Below are 23,596 nucleotides of genomic sequence, written 5' to 3'. Positions count from 1 at the left end.
AAATTGGGGTAATTACGGGATTCAGCTCATAGTAAAAAAGGAAATATTAGTAGGTTTATTGTCATTTATTCGGATAAAACGTGATCTGCGCAGTCAAAATCGCACCAAAAAAACCGCTTTCTCTTGAAAGCGGCCGCCGGACCTGCTCTGTTTTACCCCAAATGAGGCTGTGCAGAATTCATATATATAACATCCAGCCCCGATCTGGATTAGATTACCTTATGCTGGACCCATTTCTCCCCAAGGAACCGCCGCAGGAAGATGAAGCCCCGCACGCCCCACTCACAGTTCATCGCCAGCCATACACCGACAATGCCCATACCGAACTGGATACCGAGCAGGTATCCCAGCACCACGCGGAATAGCCACATCGACAGCATCGAGACCATCGACGTATATTTGGAATCACCCGCGGCCCGGAGGGCCGACGGCGTAATGAAGCTGATCGACCACAGCGGAATCTGGGCAATCGAATTGATCAGAAAGACCAGGAAAATGTCGCCGATAATCTCAGCCGGAGGGTGGAACAAGGACACCAGCGGATGGAAAAACGGGAAAATCAGCAGCGCCATCAGCACAAAGGAAGCGGACGACAGCCAAAGAAACGATTTGACGAATTTCCGGGCGTCCTTCACATTTCTGCTGCCCATGCATTGGCCTACCACCGTAATGAGCGTCAGGGACAAGGCATTCGCAGGAATCTGCATGACTCCGGCCAGGGTGGATGTGATGGCATTCGTCGCAATCGCATAGGTGCCCAGGCTGACGATGAAGATTTGAGTCAGGATCTTTCCGCCGTTAAAAAACATTTGCTCTGCGGCAAACGGCAGGCCGATATTCATAATTCGTTTGAGCATCGTCCAGTTCAAGACCAGCAGATCGCGGATTCTCACATGCAGCGTATTGTCCATCCGGAAAAGATAGATGAGTGCGCAGACCGCAGCCAGGTATCTGGAAACATTGATGGCAATGGTCATCCCGAACACACCCATATGCAGACCGTTAATGAATACAAAATTCAGCAAAACATAGATCAGATTCATGATCAGGGACAGCACGAGTGATGCCCTGGTCCTGCCGATTCCGCGCAATGCGCCACAGACCGCTTCTACAACAGCGATACCAAGATAGGACAGGCTGCTGCCAATCAGATACGTCCGGGCATTGGCCATTACCTCTGGCGAAGCCGCACCAAACAGCAGGTTCAGCAGCGGACCGTGCAGCACAATCCCAAACAAGCCGATGCATAGCGCCATCAAAGAAACTGATGAGACTGCACCGGCTGTGGCTTTGGAGACCATCTGGTCATTACCGCTCCCTTTATACTGGGCGACAACAACGGTCCCTCCAGTGGAAACTGCAATGAACACACTGATCAGAAAAATATTAAGTGAATCGATCATATTCACGGCGCTGATCGCCGCCACACCGGACGAGCTGATCATCGCCGTATTCACTAGATTCAGACCGACAATAAAGGCCTGATCGACCAGAAGCGGTATAAATAACGCTATCATCTGGCGGTAATCTATGGATTCTCCGGAAAAATACTTGTCGAGGAACAGGCTGCCCCGTTTCCCCTTTACCTTGGGCTCTAGCATAACTTCACTTCTTTATATTAGAATTAGGGTTTCGTCATTCTAACATATGGAGTTCAGAAGTCAAGGAATCCGCCGATTCTCTCAGAGATTAGACACTTCTCATAGAAGGAGAGAGCGTCAGGGTGAACGTCTTATCGAACGGGGTCATCACATTGACCAGCACCGCCTTGCAGTTGTTCTGCAGCTTCGCTTCCCGTACCGCCCTCGCCAGATGGCCAAGCTCTCCCCCCGTCAGTTCCACCCAGTCTTCGCCGCTGGTATAGCGGAGAACGCCTCCGCTCCAGAGGTAGCAGTCCTCTTCTACCGCCTGCAGCTCGCCAGAAGTGAAGCTGCCTTCCTGGCCAAAAACAAAGGACAGCTGGGTCATGACCTCCCCCGGCTCCTCGCAATGCACCCGGATCGTCCAGCCCGTGTCTGTTCGCTGCACCTCTGTCTCCACGCGGAGCGTCTGCTCATGCGTGAGCGGACGGCTCTGGTGGGGGAGCAGATACCAGGGACTGACCGCTGCTGTGGCAGACGGCGGAAGAAGGGCTTCTTCGACTGGACCATAATATCCTTTCTTCTGCTCGCCTGCGAGGCGGTATCCGGCGGACAGCTTCGTCATTTCCTGCATCGGGACGAATCCCGGATTGAAATAAGACGCCAATTGCACGGCCAGCAGCCGCACAGCACCATGGCGCAGCGCAAAGAAAGACGGTGTCTCCGTGATCAGCGTTACACTGGTATCTCCATCCCTAAAGCGGGCAACGGGTGCCCCGAAATCGGTATGCAGCCGACTGTGAAAGATCCGCCCCTGATGACCGGCGGCCTCCATGTCCTGCAGATAGCTGTGCCGCAGAAAATCCCCGTTCAGTAGCGTCTCGTACTTCACGGGCAGCTCTGCCACTGCCCCAAAAGACTGCTGAAGCTCAGGCTCAAGCAGCATCCTCACCAGCACATTGGCCGAGCAGACGCCCGGATGGCTGAGCGCCCTCCCGGCCCATTCCGCCATGGCAGCGAACTGCGCATCGTTGTCTGCACGGGCCAGAATGGCGTAGGGCAAATAATACGGGGACAGATCATGGACACTCCCCAGATCCTGCCGCCCGGAATAATCGGTCACGACCTCGCCCGAAGGATGGACCAGATAGACCATCATCCGCAGATTCAGACGGACCGGTTCCAGGAGCTGCGGCCGGTCCAGCAGGCGGGCAGCATGAATCAGCATGATGTCGCTGACTGCATTGTAAATGCCGTTGCTGCGCTCCGTCCATTCCCCGTCCGGGGTAATATCCATTCCCTCTGCCAGCCACTGATCCGCCCGCTGTACAAGCTCTTCCAGCCCAAACAGCTCATGCAGAAATCCAAGCGCCGCACAGATTACCCAGCGGTGGTTCGGGGTATGGACGCCGCCCGTAAGCATGACGGGCAGCGTCCGCTCAAGAAACAGCCTCATATTGTCCAGCACGGGCTGGAGCGGCTGCCATTCCTGCTGCGCCAGCAGCTGATAGAGCTGGGCATAGCCGACGATGACAAAGGCTGTGTCCGGCGGGGAATGATAGTTCGTCCAGCCCGGGGAGATAGAGCCGTCCTCATGCTGGGCACGCAGCACGAACTCCGTTGCCAGCCGCAGCCGGTCCAGCAGCTCTTCGTCCCGGTAGTACTTAGAATCGGGGTTTACCAGGGCGGCCCCCCAATAACACATCTCGGTCGGAGTGCCGGTGGTGTGATTGACCCAGGCAACGCCCGTGCCGGGATCAATGGTGCCTCCGTAATAGCGGCTCTCCGGATCAAGCACCTGCCGGGATAATCCGCTCTCTACCGCCAGATCATTGCTGGCCACCAGTTGCTTATACATGATGGTTCCCTCCATTAAGAATCTTTTCTTGTATCATAACGGGCCCTCGTATAACTTATCTACAGCCGGTCCAGCTCCCTGCGGATACGTCCGGGAATTTCTGCAAACAGCTGGCTCCAGGAAACGAACAGATCCTCCTGCTCAGCATATATCCATTCCTCATAAGACAGAGAAGGCGTAAAGCGGCAGGTCTGCAGATAACATCGGACCCTTCGGTCCGTCTCTTCGTCCGTAGCCAGAATGCCGCGGAAGAAATCCCCGAAGATCAGCCCGTCTGCCCCGGCTCCCTCCTGTGTGCAAGAGGCAAAGGCCGGCAGCAGCTCAAAGACTTCGGGGATCGGGGAGAGCGCATGCTTGCCGGGCTGGACATACAGAACGGCCCGCGTACCGCTCAGATTAGCGGAGCCACGGAGCAGTCCTTTCAGGTATTTCCCGTGAAAGCTGGCTTCCACATCCGCCACCTCTCCGTTCCTGCCGATATACACCCACACATGCTCCAGATCATAGAGATGCTGGATATCATAATCGTAATATATCGCGTATTCTACAATTGCTTCTACTTTGGGATGGTCCACGGCCAGACGGCGCCGGAAGGAAGAAGAGTCCCCGTCCTCCCGCAGCACCGTTACACCGAAGCGGACCGGGAAAAACGGCTCGCTCCGGTCGAACATTAAGCGAGGGGCATACAGGGCAGCTAGTCTGCGGTCTGCATCACTTAACTTGCGGTCTTCATCGCTCATAATCCGGTCTGCATCACCCAGCATGCGGCCTACCCCCTGCCTGCCAGTTTAGCCGTAAGCAGGCGGTGGCTCTCATGGATTTCCTCCGGCCGGCAGGCCGCCTTCAGCTCATATACCTTAACCTGCGCCCGCTCAATCATCGGTAAATAGGCATCATAGAAATCCATATTTCCGCTGTTCACATAGGGACACCAGTGGTCGGAGAGCCCGATGGTCTCATGGACGTGAACGCCCACAATATCATCCATCAGCCCTTCCATCTCTCCTACACTGTCGTACAAGCCCATCCGGTCCATCATGATGGCGTGGCCGGTGTCATACCAGATGCCGACAGGTGCGCCCTTTAATGCGCTTATTACCGTTTTGGCTTCTGCAAGCGTTGGAATCTGCTGCGGCCGGGAGCGTGTCTCGATCCCGAAGCGGACATTTAGACCCTTGGAGGCCGCGCGGTTGCATACTTCATCCAGGCTGCGGATAATCGTCTGCACATAGCCGGCGCTATAAGCCCCCCGCCGTTCCAGCAGCTCCGCCCACTTGCTGCGGTACGCTTCCGAATCTCTGCCTTGCCCGCTGTAAATCTGCTCCAGCTCCTTGGCAATATCATTCGGAAAAGGCACTTCACCGGGATGCACCACCACGGCCTCGCCGCCGTAGCGCTGGGCATACTCAGCCGAACGGACCAGCAGCTCTACCGCCCGCTGCCGCTTGGTCTCATCTCCAAAGCCCAGCAGCACGGAATCTGTGCCGTAATCAGGATCGGATACGTGAGGGAAGGTATTATGAACACTGGAGATGCCAATCTCCCCCCGCTCGATCATCGGCTCAATCGTAGTCAGCATGGCTTCGGTGACATTATAGTTCAGCTCCACCCGCCGGAAGCCAAGCTCACGGATTTCCCGCAGCATGCTGCTGCCATCCGTATGCCGTTTAATATTCCAGCAGGTTGAGAATGAGAATGCTCCTTTATCTTCCACAGCCCTGTTCTCCTTTCTTATCTCTGCCTGTGCAGCCGCAGCTTTAACCCTTAACGGCACCAAGCATGACGCCGCTGACGAAATACTTCTGCAGCCACGGATACACGGCGAGGATCGGCACCGTAGCGAAGATAACCGTTGCCGCCTTGAGGCTCTCCGGGGTCAGGGGAGTACGGTTCGCACCCTCCATCTGCGTCAGCTCGGAAACCATATTGTTTTGGACCATCTGGAACAGCTTGAGCTGAAGCGGATACAGCTCCGGACTATTGATATACATCAGTGCATCCTGGAAACCATTCCATCTGCCTACAGCATAGAAGAGGGCCAGCGTGGCGAGCACAGGCATGGACAGCGGCAGAACGACGCTCATCAGCGTGCGGAAGAAGGAGCTGCCGTCGATCTCAGCCGACTCTTCCAGACTCTGGGGAATATTATTGAAGAAGGAGATCAGGATAATCAGGTTGAACGGACTGACCAGACCGGGCAGAATAAGCGCCCAGGTGGAATCGAGCAGGCGCAGATCGCGCATCAGCAGATATTCAGGAATAATCCCGCCGCTGAAGAACATGGTAATGATGATAATAACCATAAACGTCTTGCGGCCTTTCAGGTAGCCCTTGGTCAGCGGATAGGCTGCGGCGATGGTGAAGAGCATACACAGCCCGGTTGTCGCGGCAGTCAGCAGCACGGTATAGCCCAGAGATCTTATCATTGCGTTATCCGAGAACACCTGGGCATAGGCTTTCCAGTTCAATTCAATCGGAAAAAGCGTCACCTCACCGGAAGTAATGGCCCGGTTGGAACTGAGTGATACTGCGATAACATGCAAGAACGGAGCGAGACAGAACAGCACGAACAAGGCCACACAGGTAACAATGACGATATCAAATATCCGGTTGGAAGTACGTTCACTCATAGTACTCCGCCTCCTTCCCTCTTTATCAGATAATGCCGTTGCCGGTCATTTTTTTCGAAATATAGTTGGAGCCCAGAATGAATACCAGTCCGACCACAGCCTGGAACAGCCCGACTACGGTAGCCAGGGTGTACTGCCCGGATTCCAGACCGACCCGGTAGACAAAGGTACTCAGCACATCAGAGTATTCACGTACCGCTGTATTTCCGATAATGTACGGACGGTCAAAGCCGATGCTGACCATTTTGCCGAGATTGAGAATAAGCAGGGTGACGATTGTCGGCTTAATGCTTGGCAGCGTAATATACCAGATCTTCTTCATTCGTGTTGCCCCATCGACCTCAGCCGCCTCAAACAGCTCTCTGTTTACGCCGGTAAGCGCTGCCAGATAGAGTATGGTTCCCCAGCCGGCGCTTTGCCAGACCCCTGTGAACAGATAGGTGACGAGCCATGGACCTTTTTCAGTCAGGAACGGAATCGGGCTTAAGCCCAGGCCTTCCAGCACCCCGTTGACCATACCGGACTGGTTGCCGAATAATTGATAAACAATTCCCCCGATGATAACCCAGGAAATAAAGTGAGGGATATAAAGGATGGTCTGCGAGATTTTTTTGAACCATACGCCCTTAATCTCATACAGCATGATCGCCAGAATGATCGGGGCAGGGAAAGATACGAGTAAATCCAGGAAGTTAAGCATAAAGGTATTGCGCAGTGCGGTATAAAACTCTCTCAGGTTAAACACTTCACGGAATGCGTCGAACCCAATCCACTCACTGCCGCCGATTCCCTGGAAAAGATTAAAGTCCTTGAAGGCAATCTGCACACCGTACATCGGTCCGTAGCGGAAGATAAAAAAGTAGATCATTGGCAGTGAAAGCAGCGCGTACAATTGCCAATACCGCTTCAAGTAGCTCACTTTACTCAAGTCGGTTCCCTCCTTGGGAAGAAAAACCGGATGAAGCGGCGTACCAGCTCCCTCCGGTTTTCCCTTTATATTTATTTACCGTGCTTACAGATCTTTCAAAGCTGCTTCCAGTTCTTCTTTAAGCTGAGTTCCGCCGAGGGACATGAAATCCTTCATCTCCTGCTCATACACGGCATCAAATTGCTCCGGTTTGGCCATCGCTGTCTTAACCATAATTACGGCCAGCTTGTCATTGAGGGTAGTGCCGTACTTGGGTTCCGCTTCAATCGGTTTACTGAAGACAATCGGTCCGACCGTATCGGTGTTGGCGATTGCATAAGACTGCTCAAGAATTTCCTTATGACGTTCCGGGAAGCCGCTTATCCAAGCTTTCTGATTAAGCTCCTGGTCTCCAAAGTTTTTACCGTTGGAGATAATCGCCATGTCACCGCCGTTAAAGAGCCGGTCTGCAAACTCTTTAGACACATCGGGTTTGACAACCGGGATGCCGTCAACCAGATCATAGTTCTCGCCTTCAACCCCGCTGTACATGAGAACCAGATTGTCATCGGAAGCCATCCAGTCCAGATACTTCACAGCTTCCACTGCCCGCTTACTGCTCTTGGGAATCATGATATACATGCCGTTCGAGGCATAGCGGGATTTAATGTGTTTGTTGTCAACGTTAGCATTGGTATAAGTATCCACAGCAGAAATCTTACTTCCCTCCACATTTGCGTAGAGGACATCCAGCGTTCCATCGGCATACGCAAGGTTACCAACATCATCTGACCAGTAACCTACATAACCGTTATTCAGATCCTTGCCCAATTGGGTCTTATCTTCGTCCAGACTGAAATCTTTGCTGATCAGGCCCTCATTGTAGAGCTTGTTCAGGAACTGCATCGCATCCTTGAAGCCTTCATGTAGCGGCAGCTCGTAGCGCTGACCGTAAGTCAGATCACCTTTAACCGGTTTGATGAAGGAGTAGATCAAGGTTTCGAATTGGGCCGGGGCAAGCGCCATGCCCATCGGGATGTTTTTGCTGCCGAGACCGCCTGGGTCCTTATCTTTAAACGCTTTCAAGGTTGTATACAGCTCATCGGTGGTTGTTGGAACAGGCAAACCAAGCTTATCCAGCCAATCCTGACGGATATAGGAGCTGTAGCGCCCCGTAACGGCACGTTTGCCCGGGATGGACAGCTGCTTGCCATCAATCTGTCCGTAGGACAGCGTTTCCTCACCGAGGAATTTCTTCAGATTGGGTCCGTGTTCATCAAGAATCGCTCCGACATCAGTCAGCCCGCCCTGCTGGGCGTAACGGTAGAACACACTGGAATCATAAGTAAACACAATATCAGGCACATCTGTGTTGCTGGCCATCAGAACGTTGAGCTTCGTAACTTCCTCGGAGCGCTGAACCGGTACAAACTCGACATCAATGTTGTTCGGATCACCGAATCGTTCCTGTACCATCTGAGTCAAGAAGTTGTTGGTGATCGTATGAGGCGCCGGACTGTTCCCCCGGTCGAACACTTCCACTTTCAAGGTGACACGTTTGCCGTTGTCTCCCTCTACTGCTGAACCTCCGTTTGCCGTGTTCCCATTGGAATCCGATCCGCATCCGGCCAGCAGCGACATCCCCATTACTGCGCTCAATCCGACTCCCAATGCCTTCTTCAGAACTTTCTGGTTTGCATTCACTGTCATTGTGCCATCTCCTTCGCCTCTGCGGCTATAATGGTGACTTTATGAATCCCCCAACCTCACATCCGAGCTCCCGTACTGCCTTTCTTCAGAAAAGAATGCTTTCACGCTCTCGCCGCCTTTACTGCCTGGCTGCTTAACGTACCGGGATGACCACAGTATTCCACACTCTCCTGAGGGCTGACAATAAACCTGTTTCCGATTGCAAAAACGCTAATAATTCGGACTTCCGGTTTATCGGACCAACCATTTTCGTATGATAAACCGCTTTCAAAAGCAGAAAAAATAGAAGCCGCATCCGTGTTTGCATGCTCCTGACGGAGGTTTGCGAGCAGGAATGCGGCTTGGTTAACAAGAATGGGCCTGACGTTTCACTTTCGAGACCGGCAAGCTGGACGGGTATCGCTATTGAGCCATAAACAGAACATACGTCTTAAGCTTTGGATGCTCCGCGGCGCTTCAAAGAGCGGTAATCGCCCGGCGTGATGCCGGCAACCCGCTTAAATACCCTGCCGAACGTAATCGCATTCGCATAGCCCACCTGGAGTGCGATATCCTGCAGCGAATATTCCGTCTCCAGCAGCAGCTGTTCCGCTTCCTTCATCCGCAGCTCGGTAACGAAATCCACAAATTTCATTTTGAATTCCGTTTTGAACAGGTAGCTGGCATATTTGCCGGATACCTGAAACCGGTCACTTAAATGCTTCAGGGAAAGATCGGGATTGGCAAAGTTCTCTTCGATATAGTTCTTCATCTCGTTGACCATCGCCCGGTAGCTTTTGGTCTCACTTACAGAGACATAGGTACGGAATAAATCAGTCAAATATTCAAACAGAATGCTCTTCACTTCATCGATCGAATCAGCCTTATCCAGTCCTTTCAGTCGAACCCGGGCGTTCTCCGCCGACAGCTCGTCCTGCAGCTGCTCCGACATCACGGCCACTTCCCGGCTCAGCATCTGCAGCATAGCCTGAATGAGGGAGCGGATATCATCGTCCTGCAGAAAGTCCTGTTCAAACGCTTCAAAAATCCCCTCTAGCTGCTCCCTCCATTGACCGCTAGACATCCGGAACTGCTTGACAAACTCGGCAATCATCTGCAGGTATTTATACGTTTCAAGCAGCGGCTGGCGCGCCTCCCCGCATTCTGCCAGCGCGATATCCTCATGCATCAGCAGCTTATGCTGCATAACTTGTTCAGCTGCTGCATAAGACTCCCGGATCGTAGCCGGTCCGGCTGCAGCCGGGCCGATGCCGAAGCTGAGTGAGATCCGCAGATTCTGCTCTACCCAGGAGCGGCAATCCTCGGCAAAATGGCGGATCTTACCCGTCATTTCCTCATCACTGCCGGTAGCCAGGAAAAGAATCGCAGCCCGCTCGGTCCCGACCCACTCCGCCCAGCCCTGAAGCTCTGCATTTCGCGCCAGTTCCTGAAAAACATTCATCAGGGCAAACTTAAGCGTATTCTGATCTCCCCTTGTATAGCGGTCCTCGAATACCTGCTCATAGCGGTTAATTTCGCTGAGCACAACCATAAAACGGGATGAGGAATCGGCTCCGGTGAGCGGCGACAGTTCCTCCAGCCGCTGGATGACATTGTCGAGCCGCTCGCTGTGCAACAGATCAGTGAACAGCTTGCTGCGCTGCAGCAACAGGTTCTCCCTGCTTTTTTTATCATAATCCGTCATATGGTTGATCAGATCCTCCAGCACCCCGTCAATGAGCATCATTTCGTCAGGCCGGTCAGCCGACTGGTCCATCCTGCGGATCTGGTGGCCTTCAATCCGGTTCATAATGACCTGGATCGGTTTATAATTGCGCCGGGTCACATAGACCAGGTAAAAAATCGCACATATAACCGTCCCAAGAGCAATCGCCACCCAGAGATAGGAAATCACAGACACCCAGCTGAACAGGTTGCCTGCCTTGATTCCGCTGGAGAACGTCCAGCCGAGCCTCTCCAGATAAAGCGTGTTCAGCAGCTTGCCGCTTTTGGCACCTTCGCTGTCCGAATGCGCCTGGTACACGGTCTGTCCATCGCTGCCGGAAATGGTCAGGAAAGAGAGCTGCGGATTGACCATGCTGTCGACAAGCTGCTCAATTCCGCTCATTTTGATATTGATCACCAGTATCCCCTCTGAGCCGAAGGGCAGCGGCATGGCTTTATTTATAGTAAGCACACGTATGGGCGTACGCTGAATGAATTCATATTTATATTCCCTGACGGGCTGCCAGCCTTCCGGCAGGACACCGGAGGTTATTTGCCTAATCCAGTCTTCGTCTACAAATCCGGTAAGCTCCTTCAATCCAGTTTCTGTTAAAACGCTTTCATTTCTTTTGTCGTACAGATAGACTGATTGAATGTAGGAGGATTCGTGAATTAGATTGCGCAGACTCTGGGCCACAGCATAAACCGTTCCCGTATCCGCTTTACCCTGATTGTTAAAGTAACGCTTATAGGCGTCGCTGCGTTCGGCAGCTTCCAGCACTGACAGTTCGACCTCTTTGACCGTCCGGTCCACATTATCCATGAGATAACTGGCAGAGATGCGGTCCGCTTTCTTGGTTTCCATCCGGGAAATGTCATTGATAAACACAAACGAGGCAAAAATCAGGATTGTCACAGTTAGCAGAAAGATAGGAAAGTAGGATAGCAGCAATCGGTGATACCAGGTACGGAACAATAGACAACCCCCTCCACAACCGTTAAAATGCCAGGCCGCGGTCCGGCCGCTCCATGCACACGCCGCCCCGAAAACCCGGCTGCGCTTTTCATAATCGAAGCTTCCGTCCGAATTGCTGCCATTATAGCACATGCCCCCCGGGCCCGGCCAACGGAGCAAATAATGGATTCTAATGGATTCTCGTAACAACCTTGTTCCCGGAGTTGACGCATTAAGATCATCCGGACGGCCCGAACCCGATCTGCGGAGTCCGGCGGCCGGGTCTCCGCCCAATCAGTGGGATTTTTCCCTCTGATTCCTTCCGGTGGCCGGGTTTCTGTACAATCAGTGGGATTTATCCCACTATTTTCGCCCGGTGGCCGGATTTCTGCCTAAACAGAGGGATTTATCCCTCTGTTTCCGCCCCATGGCCGGGCTTCCGCCCAATCAGTGGGATTTTTCCTACTATTTTCGCCCGGTGGCCGGACTTCCGCCCAATCAGTGGGATTTTTCCCTCTGTTTCCGTCCGGGATTGGCCGGGCTCCATCTTCTTACGAAGATTCCCCCTTACCACACCTACACCTTTAAGATGCTTCTTATCCGCGCAACGATAGAAGTCCACATACCCCTACCAATGCAAAAGGCGGGGTGCGCACAGCCGCAGCCGCACAACCCCGCATGGACATTCACCTGGACAAACCCGCCAGATCACAGCCGCCCGGTCCGCCGCCCAAGCGGCTTATAAGCCGCTGACTTCCCGGATATAGCGGCGCGCCTTGATCGCATATTCCAGTGGATCGGCCAACGCCGGATCCTGCTCCGCTTCCACCACGAACCATCCCGTATAGGACGCCGCCGCCAATTCTTCAAAAATCTCCGCAAACGCAATGCACCCGTCACCCGGCACGGTGAACGCTCCTGCTTTTACCGCCTGCAGGAAGCTGAGCCCATCCGAAATCACACGCTGGACAACCCCGGGACGGATATCCTTCAAGTGGACATGCTTAATCCGCGGCAGATGGGCGCGTAGCACCTCCAAAGGATTCTCACCGGCAAAAGCCAGATGCCCGGTATCAAATAGCAGGGATACCTCGCCGGGATCGGTGAGCTCCATCAGCCGGGTAATTTCAGCCGCCGTCTGCACTCCGGTTCCCATATGGTGGTGATAGACAAGCACCATATCCTTTTCGGCAGCCAGGCGGCCCAGCCCGCCCAGACCCGCAGCGAGCGCCGCCCACTCCTTTTCCGTAAACACGGGCTTGGCAGCGAACAAAGGTGTATCCATCTGCCCTTGGATGCTCCGCCCCTGCTCGGAAACCACAATCACTTTGGCTCCCATCTCATGCAGAAAGTCACGGTGTGCAATAAAAGCTTTCGCAGTCTCCTCATAAGGACCTGCCGTCAGATAGGCACTGAACCAGGCGCTGGCAATCTGCAGCCCTCGCAGTTCAAGCGCCCGGTGCAGCCGCTCCGGAGAACGCGGATATTTGTTGCCCACCTCGCTGCCCTCATACCCGGCAAGTGCCATCTCACTAATACACTGCTCAAACGTATTGTCCCGCCCCAGTTCAGGCATATCATCATTAGTCCAGGCGATGGGGGCAATCGCCAGCCTGACCGCATGTTCTTTGAACATCATCGGTACTACCCCTTCCATTATCACAGGTATGGCAGTAGGCTTCAGCTGCCCACCGCAGAGTTTCCTTGCTCCGACAGCACAAACTGCTTAAACAGCTTAATAACTGCGAGCCTTCTCCAGCTGCCCTTGTTTCTGCACGTAGGCGGCCTGCACGGCTTCGCTGCCGGACACTTCCGGCACACCGACATGCCACCAGGATCCATAGCCGTGTGTCATTGTCTTCGGCAGCACCTTGATGTCGATCAGCGTGGACCGTTCCGCCCGCCGGGCTTCCGCCAGAGCATTACGCAGCTCTTCCACAGTCGCCGCCCGAAAGGTCTTGACCCCATAGCCGGCGGCACTGGCTGCATAGTCGATGACCATCAGCCCGCCGCTCAGCCCGCCGTCTTGGCCGCGATGGCGGAATTCTGTCGCCATGCTGTCGAGGCCCTGTTCCATCTGCAAATTGTTGATGCAGCCGAAGCCTGCATTGTCGAGCAGGATGACGTTGATCTTCTTGTTCTCCTGCAGGCTCGTTACCAGCTCCGAATGCAGCATCTGATAGCTGCCGTCCCCGACCAGGGCGTATACCTCCCGCTCCGGCTCAGCCAATTTGATGCCGAGTGCACCGGCGATCTCATACCCCATGCACGAAAATCCGTATTCCATATGGTAAGTATCCGGCACAGCCGAATTCCACATCCGCTGCATATCACCCGGCAGGCTGCCGGCCGCTCCGATGACAATGGCATCCTCAGGAATGGACTCGTTGATGATCCCAAGCACCTGTGTCTGAGTCAGTGAAGTATTCAGCACCTCCGCATACTCGGGGAGTTTATCATCTAGATGTCCGGCAACCTCGGGTACGAATAAATCCCCTAAGCGGGCCGCTGCCCGCGTGCTGTCTTCCATCCCACCGGCTTCCTTCACGCCATCCACCGCACCGGCTTCCTTCACACCATCCTCCATCGCACCGGCTTCCTTCACACTATCCATCGCACCGGCCTCCTCCACGCTGCCTTCCAATACGCCATATGCCGCCTGCAAACCGCCTATTTCCCCCGTATACTCCACGCCAGCCAGACGGGTTCTCTCCGCTTCCCAAGTCTTCTTGGCGGATACGATCTCATCTGTATAAGCAGAGCGGTAACCCCGCTCCTCCAAAGCAGCGGATAACGCCTTCAGGCCTTCAGCCGCGTCACATACCACAGCCAGCGCATCAAGCTTGGCTGCATGATAAGGCGAGGCGTTGAGCGTCAAAAACTCCGCCTCAGGATGCGCGAACAGGCTCTTCGAGCCTGTGGTGAAATCCGTAAACCGGGTGCCGACACCGATCACCAGATCGGCTTCCCGAGCCAGCATATTGGCGCAGCCGTTACCGGTGACCCCTATGCCGCCGAGGTTGTAGGCGAAGCTGCTGGCCACCGCGCTTTTTCCGGCCTGCGTCTCCCCGAACGGGATGGCGAATTTCTCGGCAAAAGCGCGCAGCTCAGCTCCGGCGTCACTATACCGGACTCCGCCTCCGCAGATCAGCAAAGGCCGCTGTTTGCCGGCAATCAGCTCAGCCGCCGCAGCGATCTCATCCGGACGGGGGAGCCGGGGAGCGACCCGGTGGACACGCCGCTTAAAGAACTCCAGCGGATAATCCCACGCTTCCCCTTGCACATCCTGCGGCAGTGCGATCGTAACTGCTCCCGTGTCCGCCTGATCGGTCAGCACACGCATGGCGTTCAGCAGTGCCGTCATCAGCTGCTCCGGCCGGTAAATCCGGTCCCAATATTTGCTCACCGCCTTAAAGGCATCATTCACTGTGATCGACAGGTTGTAAGTATGCTCCATCTGCTGCAGCACCGGATCGGGCTGGCGGGTGGCAAAGGTGTCGCCGGGTAGCAGCAGAACAGGAATCTGATTCGCCGTTGCCGTCGCGGCAGCCGTCAGCATATTCGCTGAACCCGGCCCAACGGAAGCAGTGCAGGCCATAATCCGCCGCCTGCGGCTCTGCTTGGCGAAGGCGGTCGCCGCATGCACCATCCCCTGCTCGTTCCGGCCCTGGTAGACCGTCAGCCCGATCGGCGCTTCCTGCAGCGCCTGCCCCAGACCGAGTACGTTGCCATGGCCGAAGACGGTGAATATGCCATGGATGAAGCGTTCCGGGCCACTGCCAAAGTCCACATACTGCTGATCCAGGAATTTTACCAGCGCCTGCGCCGTCGTTAATCTGATTCGCTCCACTTCATTTCCTCCCTTCGCCTGTTCTACTGCCAGCGGGCAGTAACGACTTTTTTGCGTGTGTAGAATTCAACCCCGTCGCTTCCGTTCGCATGAAGATCACCGTAGAAGGAATCCTTCCAGCCGGAGAAAGGGAAGAAGGCCATCGGTGCCGGTACCCCGACATTAATCCCCAGCATGCCTGACTCGATATGCTCCCGGAAATAGCGCACTTTCCCGCCGTCATTCGTAAAAATACAAGCCCCGTTGGCAAAACGTGAGCTATTGGCGATCTCCACCGCCTCTTCCACATCCTTGACCCGTATGACTGACAACACCGGCGCAAAAATTTCCTCCTGCCAGATCTTCATCTCCCGGGTCACCCCGTCAAACACTGTCGGGCCGATAAAATAACCCTCTCCCTGCACAGCAGCATCCACCCGGCCGTCTCTGAGCAGCTTCGCGCCTTCAGCCACACCCTGATCAATATAAGCGGCGGTCTTGTCCTTATGACCTTGGCGAATGACCGGACCGAGAAACGTATCCTCGTCCAGCCCGTTACCGATAGTCATACCATCACATTCACGCAGCAAAATCGAGATCAGTTCATCGGCCACCTCCTCCTGCACTGTCACAACAGAGCAAGCCATGCAGCGCTCTCCGGCTGAGCCGAAGGCCGCATTCACAATCTGGTTAGCGGAAGCCTCAAGGTTCGCGTCTGCCAGAACGATAGAGTGATTCTTTGCCCCGGCCAGCGCCTGAACCCGCTTCAGGTGGGCTGTTCCTTTTTTGTAGACATATTCAGCCACCGGCTGCGATCCGACAAAAGAAATTGCCTTCACATCGGGATGCTCCAGCAGCCCGTTGACCACCTCATGCGCACCGTTAACTACATTGAGCACACCCTTCGGCAGTCCGGCTTCCGCCAGCAGTTCAATAAGGCGCGCCGCCAGCAGCGGGGTACGCTCCGAAGGCTTCAGCACAAAGGTGTTGCCGCAGGCAATGGCCAGCGGGAACATCCAGCAGGGTACCATCATCGGAAAATTAAACGGTGTAATCCCGCCGACCACCCCGATGGGATAGCGGTACATCCCGGACTCAATGCCTGTCGCAATATCCGGCAGCTGCCGGCCCATCATCAGCGTCGGCGCACCAGCCGCGAACTCCACACACTCGATGCCGCGCTGTACCTCGCCGTAGGCTTCCTTGAAGCTTTTGCCGTTCTCCAGCGTAATGGTCTTCGCCAGTTCCTCCCAGTGGTCCACGAGCAGCTGCTGATATTTGAATAAAATCCGCGCTCTGCGCGGCACCGGCGTTTTGGACCAGTCGGCAAAAGCCGCTTTCGCCGCCGCTACTGCCCGGTCAACATCGGCTCTGCCGGACAACGGAACTCTGGCCAGCTCCTCACCAGTGGCCGGATTAAACACCGGCTCTGTCAGCTTCGTATCCGCCTCTACCCATTGCCCGTCTATATAGTTGTTCAGTACTTGCACGGTTTGCTCTGCCATTCTGTCCACTCCCTCGGCTCTAATGATGTACTGCTGCTAAAGTATTGCTGCACCGCTGTGCGATTCGATTGACTCTGCCTCTGCTGCCTCTGCGGCTTCCGATTCCTTCCGCTGCCTCAGGTGCATCGGCTGCTTCCGCTCTTCTCACTAAGCGCCTGAAGTGATCTCCTCATTAGTCAGTAAGAACGCTTCCAATTCCTCCAGGGTCGGCATCGCGTCCGAGCAGCTGTGGCGGGAGATGACGATGGAGGCCGAAGCACTGCCGCGGCGCATGGCTTCACTGACACTGTCGCCGTGCATCAGGCTGTGGATGAAGGCGGAGGCATAAGAATCGCCGGCGCCGAACGTTTTCAGTACCTTGGCCGGGAAAATACCGCTCCGGTGACTCTGCCCGTCTGCTGTATAAGAGATCGAGCCGCTGCCGCCATGCTTGATGACGACCAGCTTCGCCTGATGTGCGAACCAGCTGCTGGCCGTTCTCTCATCGTCTTCATCAGCCACATTGTACAGGCTCTCCATCATATTGAATTCCTCGCGGGTACCGATGATGCAGTGGCATTTCTCGGCAGCCAGATTATAGTAGACAGCCGTCTCTGCGGCCGATTTCCAGGTATACGGGCGGTAATCCAGATCAAAAAATACAGTGACGTTATGCTTGCGGGCAAACTCCAGTGCCAGAAACACTGCCTCACGGGAGGGGCTCTGCGCCAGAGCGGTGCCGGAGATCAGCAGCGCCTTGGCCTGCCGGATGTAATCCTCGGAGATTTCCCCGGTATTCAGCAGCAAATCCGCCACATGGTCCCGGTACATCAGAATGCTGCATTCCTGCGGACTCTTAATTTCGGTAAAAGCAAGTCCTGTCACCGCACCGGTCCGGTCCACGCTCACCTGGCTGTCATCGATGCCATTCTGCTGCAGATAGGCGCGGATAAACCGGCCCATCTGGTCATCGGCAAGCTTGCCGATGAAGCCGGTGCGCAGGCCCAGCCGGGCCGTGCCGATTACGATATTCGCAGGCGAGCCGCCGACATATTTGGTAAAGGTCATGGTCTCTTCCATAGGTCTGCCGGTTTCATTGGCATTCAAGTCAATACAGAGCCGGCCGACTGCGATTAAGTCCAGCGGCCGGGCGGGATTAAACTGTAAACCATTCATAGTGACGCCTCCTTGAAAAAGCTTCAGCGAAAAGGGACCGGAACAACCACTGCCGGTTCTTCGAACTTCATGCAAATCATCCCCGGGAAGGGTAAGCGCTTAACCTAATTTTCCCCTTTAGTATAGTTTAGAATTTCCGGTTTGGCAATCCTCAATTTGAAAGCGATATCATCACACTTGCGCGCCAGCTTTACAAGACACGCAAACAAGCCAGTCTATGTACTAGACCGGCCTTTCAGGTGCCAAGCTTATGGAATTAAACCTTAGTTTTTTTGCAAATTCAAAATTTTTGCTCTTTCCAAATTCTCGAATTCAACTCCGCCTTTATTTATATAATATGCGCTGTGATATTTCTCAAAATGAATGCCCAGCGGCTTTTCGCCGATTTCCGTAAACCCATATTCTTGAGCTTCCAAGACCAATTTACGGTAGGAGTAGCTTGTTTTCTTTCCTTCCTTATCCCGGAAGTTTGACAGATGGAACGGCAGAATCGACAAGATTCCGCCTTTTTTCAGAGTTCTTGAAGCCTCTTCATACAGGGTGAATCTATGAAATCCATCGCCATGCAAGAGGTCATAGAACATAATCATGTCAAAAACATCATTTGAAAAGTTAAAGCTATAATCCTTGTTCCCTCCGGCAGCTATAATATTTACCAAACCTTCCTCATCAGCTACCTTAGAAACATGTTTCACGCAATCCTTATTGATATCTATTGCATATACCTGTCCGTCCTTGCCTCCCAGAAACCTTGAAGCGGCTATTGAATAATGACCAAATCCACATCCATAATCTAAAATCGCCGCATTGCGGGGCAGACCGAGATTTTGAAAGAGCCTGACGCCCTCTTCCCGTTCCCACTGTTGTACCTTCTCATGGATTGACACCTACGCCCAACTCCTTAAGATATCTTTCTCTTTCAACCCGGTACCGGACCCGTGGAATGACGGACAATCAGCTCCGGCATCAGCATGATCTTGCGCTTGGGGCTATCCGGATTGTCGATCGATTCATTCAGCAGAATCATCGCCTGCTCCGTCATCTCGCGCAGGGGCTGGGCGATGCTGGTCAGGGAAGGATGACAAATTTCAGCCAGCATTGTATTGTCAAAGCCCACTACGGACAGATCACGGGGAATGGACAGGCCTGCGCCGCGCGCTTCTTTAAGTACCCCGATCGCAAGCAGATCGTTGCAGGCGAATATCGCGGTCGGCCGCTGCTCCTCTGCCTGGCCCAGCATAACTGCGGCCGCTTTACGGCCGTTCTCAAGCGTGGCCGAGGTATGTGTAAGATTCGCCGGATTGTCAAAGGGAATCCCCGCATCCTTCAGGGCATCCAGGAAGCCCTCGGCGCGCAGCTTGCTTCCGGGCAGGTTGTCAGAGATGATTCCCAGCCTGCGGTGCCCCAGGGAGAGCAGATATTCCGTCGCCTGATACCCGCCTTTATAGTCATCGACCGTGACACTATTACCCTCCATCATCCGGATATCTGCCGAGAACAGCACCAGCGGCACACGGTCGGCCAGCAGGCGGCGGATCACATCCGTCTTCCCCGTATGGGAGGCAATGATCAGGCCGTCCACTCTTTTGCGCAGGAGCAGCGAGATATATCTGGCCGCCTTCTCATCATCCCGGTCTGTGCTGCACACGATCAGGTCGCTCCCCTGCTCCTGGGCATAATCCTCAATACCGCGGGCCGTCTCGGCAAAAAAGGGATTGGCGATATCGGGAATCACCAGCCCGATCGTTCCCGTCCGCCGGCTCGTCAGCGCAGAGGCCACCAGGCTGGGCTGATAGTTCAGCTCCTCCATGACCCGGCCCACCTTCTCCCGTGTCTTGTCGCTGATCCGCCCGCTCTTGTTCAATACCTTGGACACCGTAGCGATCGAGACTCCCGCTTCCCGTGCCACATCATAGATCGTAGGTTTCATTGTTAATAAGCCCGCCTTTACGTTCATGCCATCGTATACCTCGATTATAGGGAACTCACCCGGCAGTGTCTATCCGGCGGAGACAGCGCCTCGTCTACCGGGACCGCGCAAAAGAGGCCTCCGACGGGCGGAAGCCCCTTTCATTTTACGTGCCGGCAACCCTACTCCTGCCCGCCCGGCTTGCGCTGTCCAGCCTTGAACAGCCATTCATGATCCGGATCGTTGTGGAAGACCCAGGTGCGGACCGGACCGGCCATCACGTTGAGATAATAAGAATCATAGCCGGGCGGCGCAGACACCGGGTGATAGCCTTCTGGAACCAGCACAATGCTGCGGTCAGGCACGGCCATCGTCTCGTCCAGACTGCGGTCGTCATTGTACACCCGCTGTACTACAAAACCATGAGAGGGATTTACCCGGTGATAGTACGTCTCCTCCAGATAGGACTCCGCCGGCAGATTATCCCGGTCATGCTTATGCGGCGGATAGCTGGACCAGTTGCCGCCGCCCGTGCGCACCTCCACGACCAGCAGACTCTCGGCTTCGCTGCTCTCAGGCAGGATGTTGACCACCCGGCGGGACATACTGCCATAGCCGCGGTCCTCAGCCACAGCATCGGACGGGGCAATCAGCCGCGGGGGATACTTACCCGTTCCTGGCGCAAGGCAGGCGGCAAGCTCCAGCTCACTCAGGGCCGTAACCTCATAATGCGCTCCCGCCGGAACATATACCGCATACGGCGGCATATCCTCAAAGACGGACATGCGCCCGCCGATACCGGCGAACAGCTGGCCGTCCACCTTAACATCCGCCTTACCCGCCAGCAACACCAGGCAGATTTCGTTCCCTTCCGCACTGCGCTTAAGCACATCTCCTGCAGGCAGCTGATACACTTCAAACCCTACGTATTTCCATCCGGCGCTCTCCTTGCTCACCGCGGCCACAAGCCCATCCCTGCCGGGCGCACCGGCCTTAATGATTAGATCAGACATCTTCACTGTCCTCCTCGGTCTTTAAGGTATGCATCCGCTTACAAGGCTTGCAACTCTGATTGTCCCTCCCCGGCGCTGGCAGACAGCTTGACCGGAAGCCCGCTCTGCTGCGATTCCTTGGCGGCTACGGCAAGGCGCTCAGCCTGCTGGCCGTCAAGCCCGCTGCAGATGAGCGGCTCCTGCAGGCGGATCGTGCGGGCAAACGCAGCAACCTCATCGGTAAAGGCCTGGTTGTACCGCTCCAGGAAGAAATGCTGCGGCTGGTCGCGGGTGACCGAAGCTGCGGTGGATACCTCTACTGTCGTCGGGCGGCAATTGTCGGCAGTGGCCGAGCCGAGCGAGCCGAACACCTCGACCCGCTGATCATAGCCATAGACCGCCTTCCGGCTGTTATCAATGACACAGATCGCTCCGCTGGTGAAAGTCAGCGTGATAACGGCCGTGTCCACATCGCCGCAGCGCCCGAACATCGGATCCACCAGATTGGCCCCACGAGTGTACACTTCCGTTACTTCCTCGCCCATCAGATAACGGGCCATATCAAAATCGTGAATCGTCATATCCATAAACATGCCGCCGGAAGAGCGCACATACCCCTCGCCGGGAGGCTGAGGGTCACGTGAAGTGATCTTCACAATATGCGGACTGCCCAGCTCTCCTGATTCAACCAGCTGCTTGAGCTTACGGAAGCTCGGGTCCATCCGGCGGTTAAAGCCGACCTGAAGCAGCACGCCTGCCTCCTCTGCAATCTGCAGCGCCCGGCTGGTTTGCTGGGGCGACAGGCTGATCGGCTTCTCGCAGAAAATATGCTTCCCCGCGCGGGCGGCCCGCTCAATCCAAGTGGCGTGGGTATCCGTTGGTGTGCAGATGAACACCGCCTCGATCTCCGGATCCTTCAGAATATCTTCCGCGTCCACGAACACCGGGCCCAGGCCGCGGCTCTCCGCCCAGGCCAGCAAATCCTCGCTCACTACAGCCTCGGCAATGGACTTCAGCGTAAACGACGGCATCACACGCAGATTATGCGCATGCAGGCGGCCGATTCTTCCGGCGCCGATAATGCCAACTACGATTGGTTTTACCATATCACTTATCCTCCTCAGAGGGTAAGCGCTTAACCTTCCCGACAACAGTATACTCCATGCATCCGGAAGCTACAAGCAAATCTTTCGCCGGGTTGTACCGCATTTTATTTACAGCTAAGTAGAGACCCGCACAGACTCGTAGTATGACAGCACTTTGTTTGTGCAGGCCTGTTCTTCATCAGAACTATATTAAAAATTGTTTTGCAAGGCACATGCTTCTGATCAGGCTAAGTGGATTTTCTCCACCTCTTTCGCCCTCCAATGCTAGGATTAGAAGGCTAGTGGGAAAAACTCCACTTCATTGTACCGAATTCACCCCATAGAGGGCTTCTGGTTCGGAATAGCTGGAGTTTTTCCAACTAATCATTATAAATGATGGATAATGATTGAACTAGCTGGATAATATCCAACTAATCTTTGGAGCCTCTTGTTCCATGACATACCTTGCCACGAAACTTTTCCCTCCTGTTGCATGACACACTTTGCCACGAAGCTCTTCCCTTCTGTTCCAGCGAAAGGTAGCAACACAACCGCCCGAAGCATCACGCTCCTACCTTTATTCGAGAATATTCGGGGCCTACAGTCCAGCGCAAGCCTCAGCAGTAATGCAGAGCTTCGCCGAGCGCGACCAGAGCCATCGCCTGACCGTAGGCCATGGGGGCAATAATGATTCCTTTATAATCTTCCTTGGCTGCACCAATCGGCGTGCCGCCTGAAACGCCAAGCACTGTGCCCTCACCGTCAATCCGCTCCAGCACAGCCTGAATCGCAGCCAGAGCGGGTTCAGCATAAGCCTCCGGCAGCAGCCCACGGCGTACTCCATGCAGAATGCCTGCTGCAATGGCCGCCGATCCGGACGTTTCGGTGTAACTCCCCGGATCATCCAGCAGAGTATGCCACAGTCCGTCTGCACTCTGACAGGCCAGTAAAGCCTCCGCCTGTGCCTGCAGAATCTGCTGAAGATACGTGAAGACTCCACTGTCCAGATACGGGCGCATCAGCTCCAGATACTCCGGCAATCCGAGCGTGAACCAGCCATTGCCGCGGCACCAGAAGGCTTCACTGAAATTATGCCGTTCGCCAAAATGCCAGCCGTGGAAGAACAGGCCTGTTTTTTTGTCATACAGGTATTTAATATGCAGCAGCAGCTGATGCAGGGACGTTTGCCGCCATTGCGCATTATCGTATTTGACACCCATTTTTGCCGTGAACAGAATAGCCATAAACAGCGTATCAATCCAAATTTCATTCTCATGGAGTGTAATTTCACTCTTGTCCGCACCTGTTGTTACATGCTGATAGCCTTGCTCCTGTGTGCGGGGCAGGCCATTCATCAGCCAGTTTACCCATTCGAGACTTAGTTCCTCAGCCTCCGCCAGTTCCATCAGCGACAGCAGCGGTGCGGTCGTATTAATGTTCCGGCTAGACAGTCCTTTCTCCAGCTGGCGGGCCATCCATGGCTTGGCATAAGCCGTATATCGGCCGTCGCCGAAATGCCGTTCCAGCTTTTGCAGACCATAGAGTCCCACGCCCTGCGGCCAGTCCCATTCCTCCATGCCGAAATCACGGGCAAAGTAACCCCGCCGCCCCGCATCCTCCCCCAGGGTCTGCAATTCAGCCTCGTTATCCGGCCGGTCAAGCTTTAGCAGCTTTTCCGTTACACGGCTCAGCTTTCCAAGCATCTCATCCTTGTTCACCCGGCTGTTCACCATCTGTTGCCCCTCTCCTGCCCCCATCATGCCACACTCTCCTCTCA

Annotated in this window: 18 protein-coding genes; all 18 read right to left on the bottom strand. The window is 54.8% G+C overall.

What is annotated here, in order from left to right:
- Positions 1-209: 209 nt before the first annotated feature.
- Complete coding sequence (locus L6H70_RS23355; RefSeq protein WP_236336549.1) at positions 210-1,601, bottom strand: MATE family efflux transporter; 1,392 nt, start codon at positions 1,599-1,601, stop codon at positions 210-212.
- A gap of 88 nt (positions 1,602-1,689) precedes the next feature.
- Positions 1,690-3,438 carry a hypothetical protein gene (locus L6H70_RS23350; protein ID WP_236336547.1) on the bottom strand — a complete coding sequence of 583 codons (1,749 nt, stop codon included), beginning with the start codon at positions 3,436-3,438 and terminating at the stop codon, positions 1,690-1,692.
- Between the two features lie 59 nt (positions 3,439-3,497).
- Positions 3,498-4,202, bottom strand: coding sequence for a hypothetical protein (locus tag L6H70_RS23345; RefSeq protein WP_236336546.1), 705 nt, complete (start codon positions 4,200-4,202; stop codon positions 3,498-3,500).
- Positions 4,203-4,207: 5 nt separating this feature from the next.
- Entirely contained in the window at positions 4,208-5,152 is a 945-nt protein-coding gene (locus L6H70_RS23340; RefSeq protein WP_236336545.1) for a sugar phosphate isomerase/epimerase family protein, read from the bottom strand.
- Between the two features lie 43 nt (positions 5,153-5,195).
- Positions 5,196-6,068, bottom strand: coding sequence for a carbohydrate ABC transporter permease (locus L6H70_RS23335; RefSeq protein WP_236336544.1), 873 nt, complete (start codon positions 6,066-6,068; stop codon positions 5,196-5,198).
- A gap of 25 nt (positions 6,069-6,093) precedes the next feature.
- Positions 6,094-6,936 (bottom strand): ABC transporter permease, encoded by an 843-nt coding sequence (locus L6H70_RS23330; protein ID WP_236336638.1) that lies wholly within the window; start codon positions 6,934-6,936, stop codon positions 6,094-6,096.
- A 144-nt stretch (positions 6,937-7,080) separates the two neighbouring features.
- Positions 7,081-8,685 (bottom strand): extracellular solute-binding protein, encoded by a 1,605-nt coding sequence (locus L6H70_RS23325; RefSeq protein WP_236336543.1) that lies wholly within the window; start codon positions 8,683-8,685, stop codon positions 7,081-7,083.
- A gap of 430 nt (positions 8,686-9,115) precedes the next feature.
- On the bottom strand, positions 9,116-11,365 hold the full coding sequence (locus L6H70_RS23320; RefSeq protein WP_236336542.1) for a helix-turn-helix domain-containing protein: 2,250 nt from the start codon (positions 11,363-11,365) through the stop codon (positions 9,116-9,118).
- A 718-nt stretch (positions 11,366-12,083) separates the two neighbouring features.
- Positions 12,084-12,980 (bottom strand): myo-inosose-2 dehydratase, encoded by an 897-nt coding sequence (gene iolE, locus L6H70_RS23315; protein ID WP_236336637.1) that lies wholly within the window; start codon positions 12,978-12,980, stop codon positions 12,084-12,086.
- Between the two features lie 99 nt (positions 12,981-13,079).
- Entirely contained in the window at positions 13,080-15,194 is a 2,115-nt protein-coding gene (gene iolD / locus L6H70_RS23310; RefSeq protein WP_236336541.1) for a 3D-(3,5/4)-trihydroxycyclohexane-1,2-dione acylhydrolase (decyclizing), read from the bottom strand.
- Positions 15,195-15,217: 23 nt separating this feature from the next.
- Positions 15,218-16,678 carry a CoA-acylating methylmalonate-semialdehyde dehydrogenase gene (locus L6H70_RS23305; RefSeq protein ID WP_236336540.1) on the bottom strand — a complete coding sequence of 487 codons (1,461 nt, stop codon included), beginning with the start codon at positions 16,676-16,678 and terminating at the stop codon, positions 15,218-15,220.
- Positions 16,679-16,697: 19 nt separating this feature from the next.
- Entirely contained in the window at positions 16,698-16,826 is a 129-nt protein-coding gene (locus L6H70_RS28755) for a hypothetical protein (protein WP_279306790.1), read from the bottom strand.
- Positions 16,826-17,833, bottom strand: a complete 1,008-nt coding sequence (gene iolC, locus L6H70_RS23300; protein WP_236336539.1) for a 5-dehydro-2-deoxygluconokinase — start codon at positions 17,831-17,833, stop codon at positions 16,826-16,828. Before iolC ends, L6H70_RS28755 begins: the two co-directional genes overlap by 1 nt.
- Positions 17,834-18,096: 263 nt before the next feature.
- Positions 18,097-18,720 (bottom strand): class I SAM-dependent methyltransferase, encoded by a 624-nt coding sequence (locus L6H70_RS23295; RefSeq protein WP_236336538.1) that lies wholly within the window; start codon positions 18,718-18,720, stop codon positions 18,097-18,099.
- A gap of 32 nt (positions 18,721-18,752) precedes the next feature.
- On the bottom strand, positions 18,753-19,763 hold the full coding sequence (locus tag L6H70_RS23290; protein ID WP_236336536.1) for a LacI family DNA-binding transcriptional regulator: 1,011 nt from the start codon (positions 19,761-19,763) through the stop codon (positions 18,753-18,755).
- Positions 19,764-19,924: 161 nt separating this feature from the next.
- Positions 19,925-20,755 carry a 5-deoxy-glucuronate isomerase gene (iolB, locus tag L6H70_RS23285; protein WP_236336535.1) on the bottom strand — a complete coding sequence of 277 codons (831 nt, stop codon included), beginning with the start codon at positions 20,753-20,755 and terminating at the stop codon, positions 19,925-19,927.
- Between the two features lie 38 nt (positions 20,756-20,793).
- Positions 20,794-21,840 carry an inositol 2-dehydrogenase gene (gene iolG, locus L6H70_RS23280; RefSeq protein WP_236336534.1) on the bottom strand — a complete coding sequence of 349 codons (1,047 nt, stop codon included), beginning with the start codon at positions 21,838-21,840 and terminating at the stop codon, positions 20,794-20,796.
- Between the two features lie 596 nt (positions 21,841-22,436).
- A complete protein-coding gene (locus L6H70_RS23275; RefSeq protein WP_236336533.1) occupies positions 22,437-23,579 on the bottom strand; it encodes a glycoside hydrolase family 88/105 protein in 1,143 nt (380 codons plus the stop codon).
- Between the last annotated feature and the right edge of the window lie 17 nt (positions 23,580-23,596).

This window comes from Paenibacillus auburnensis, from assembly GCF_927798115.1.
In the GTDB taxonomy this organism is placed as follows: domain Bacteria; phylum Bacillota; class Bacilli; order Paenibacillales; family Paenibacillaceae; genus Paenibacillus_AQ; species Paenibacillus_AQ auburnensis.
This window is presented reverse-complemented; position numbering and strand designations above follow the sequence as displayed.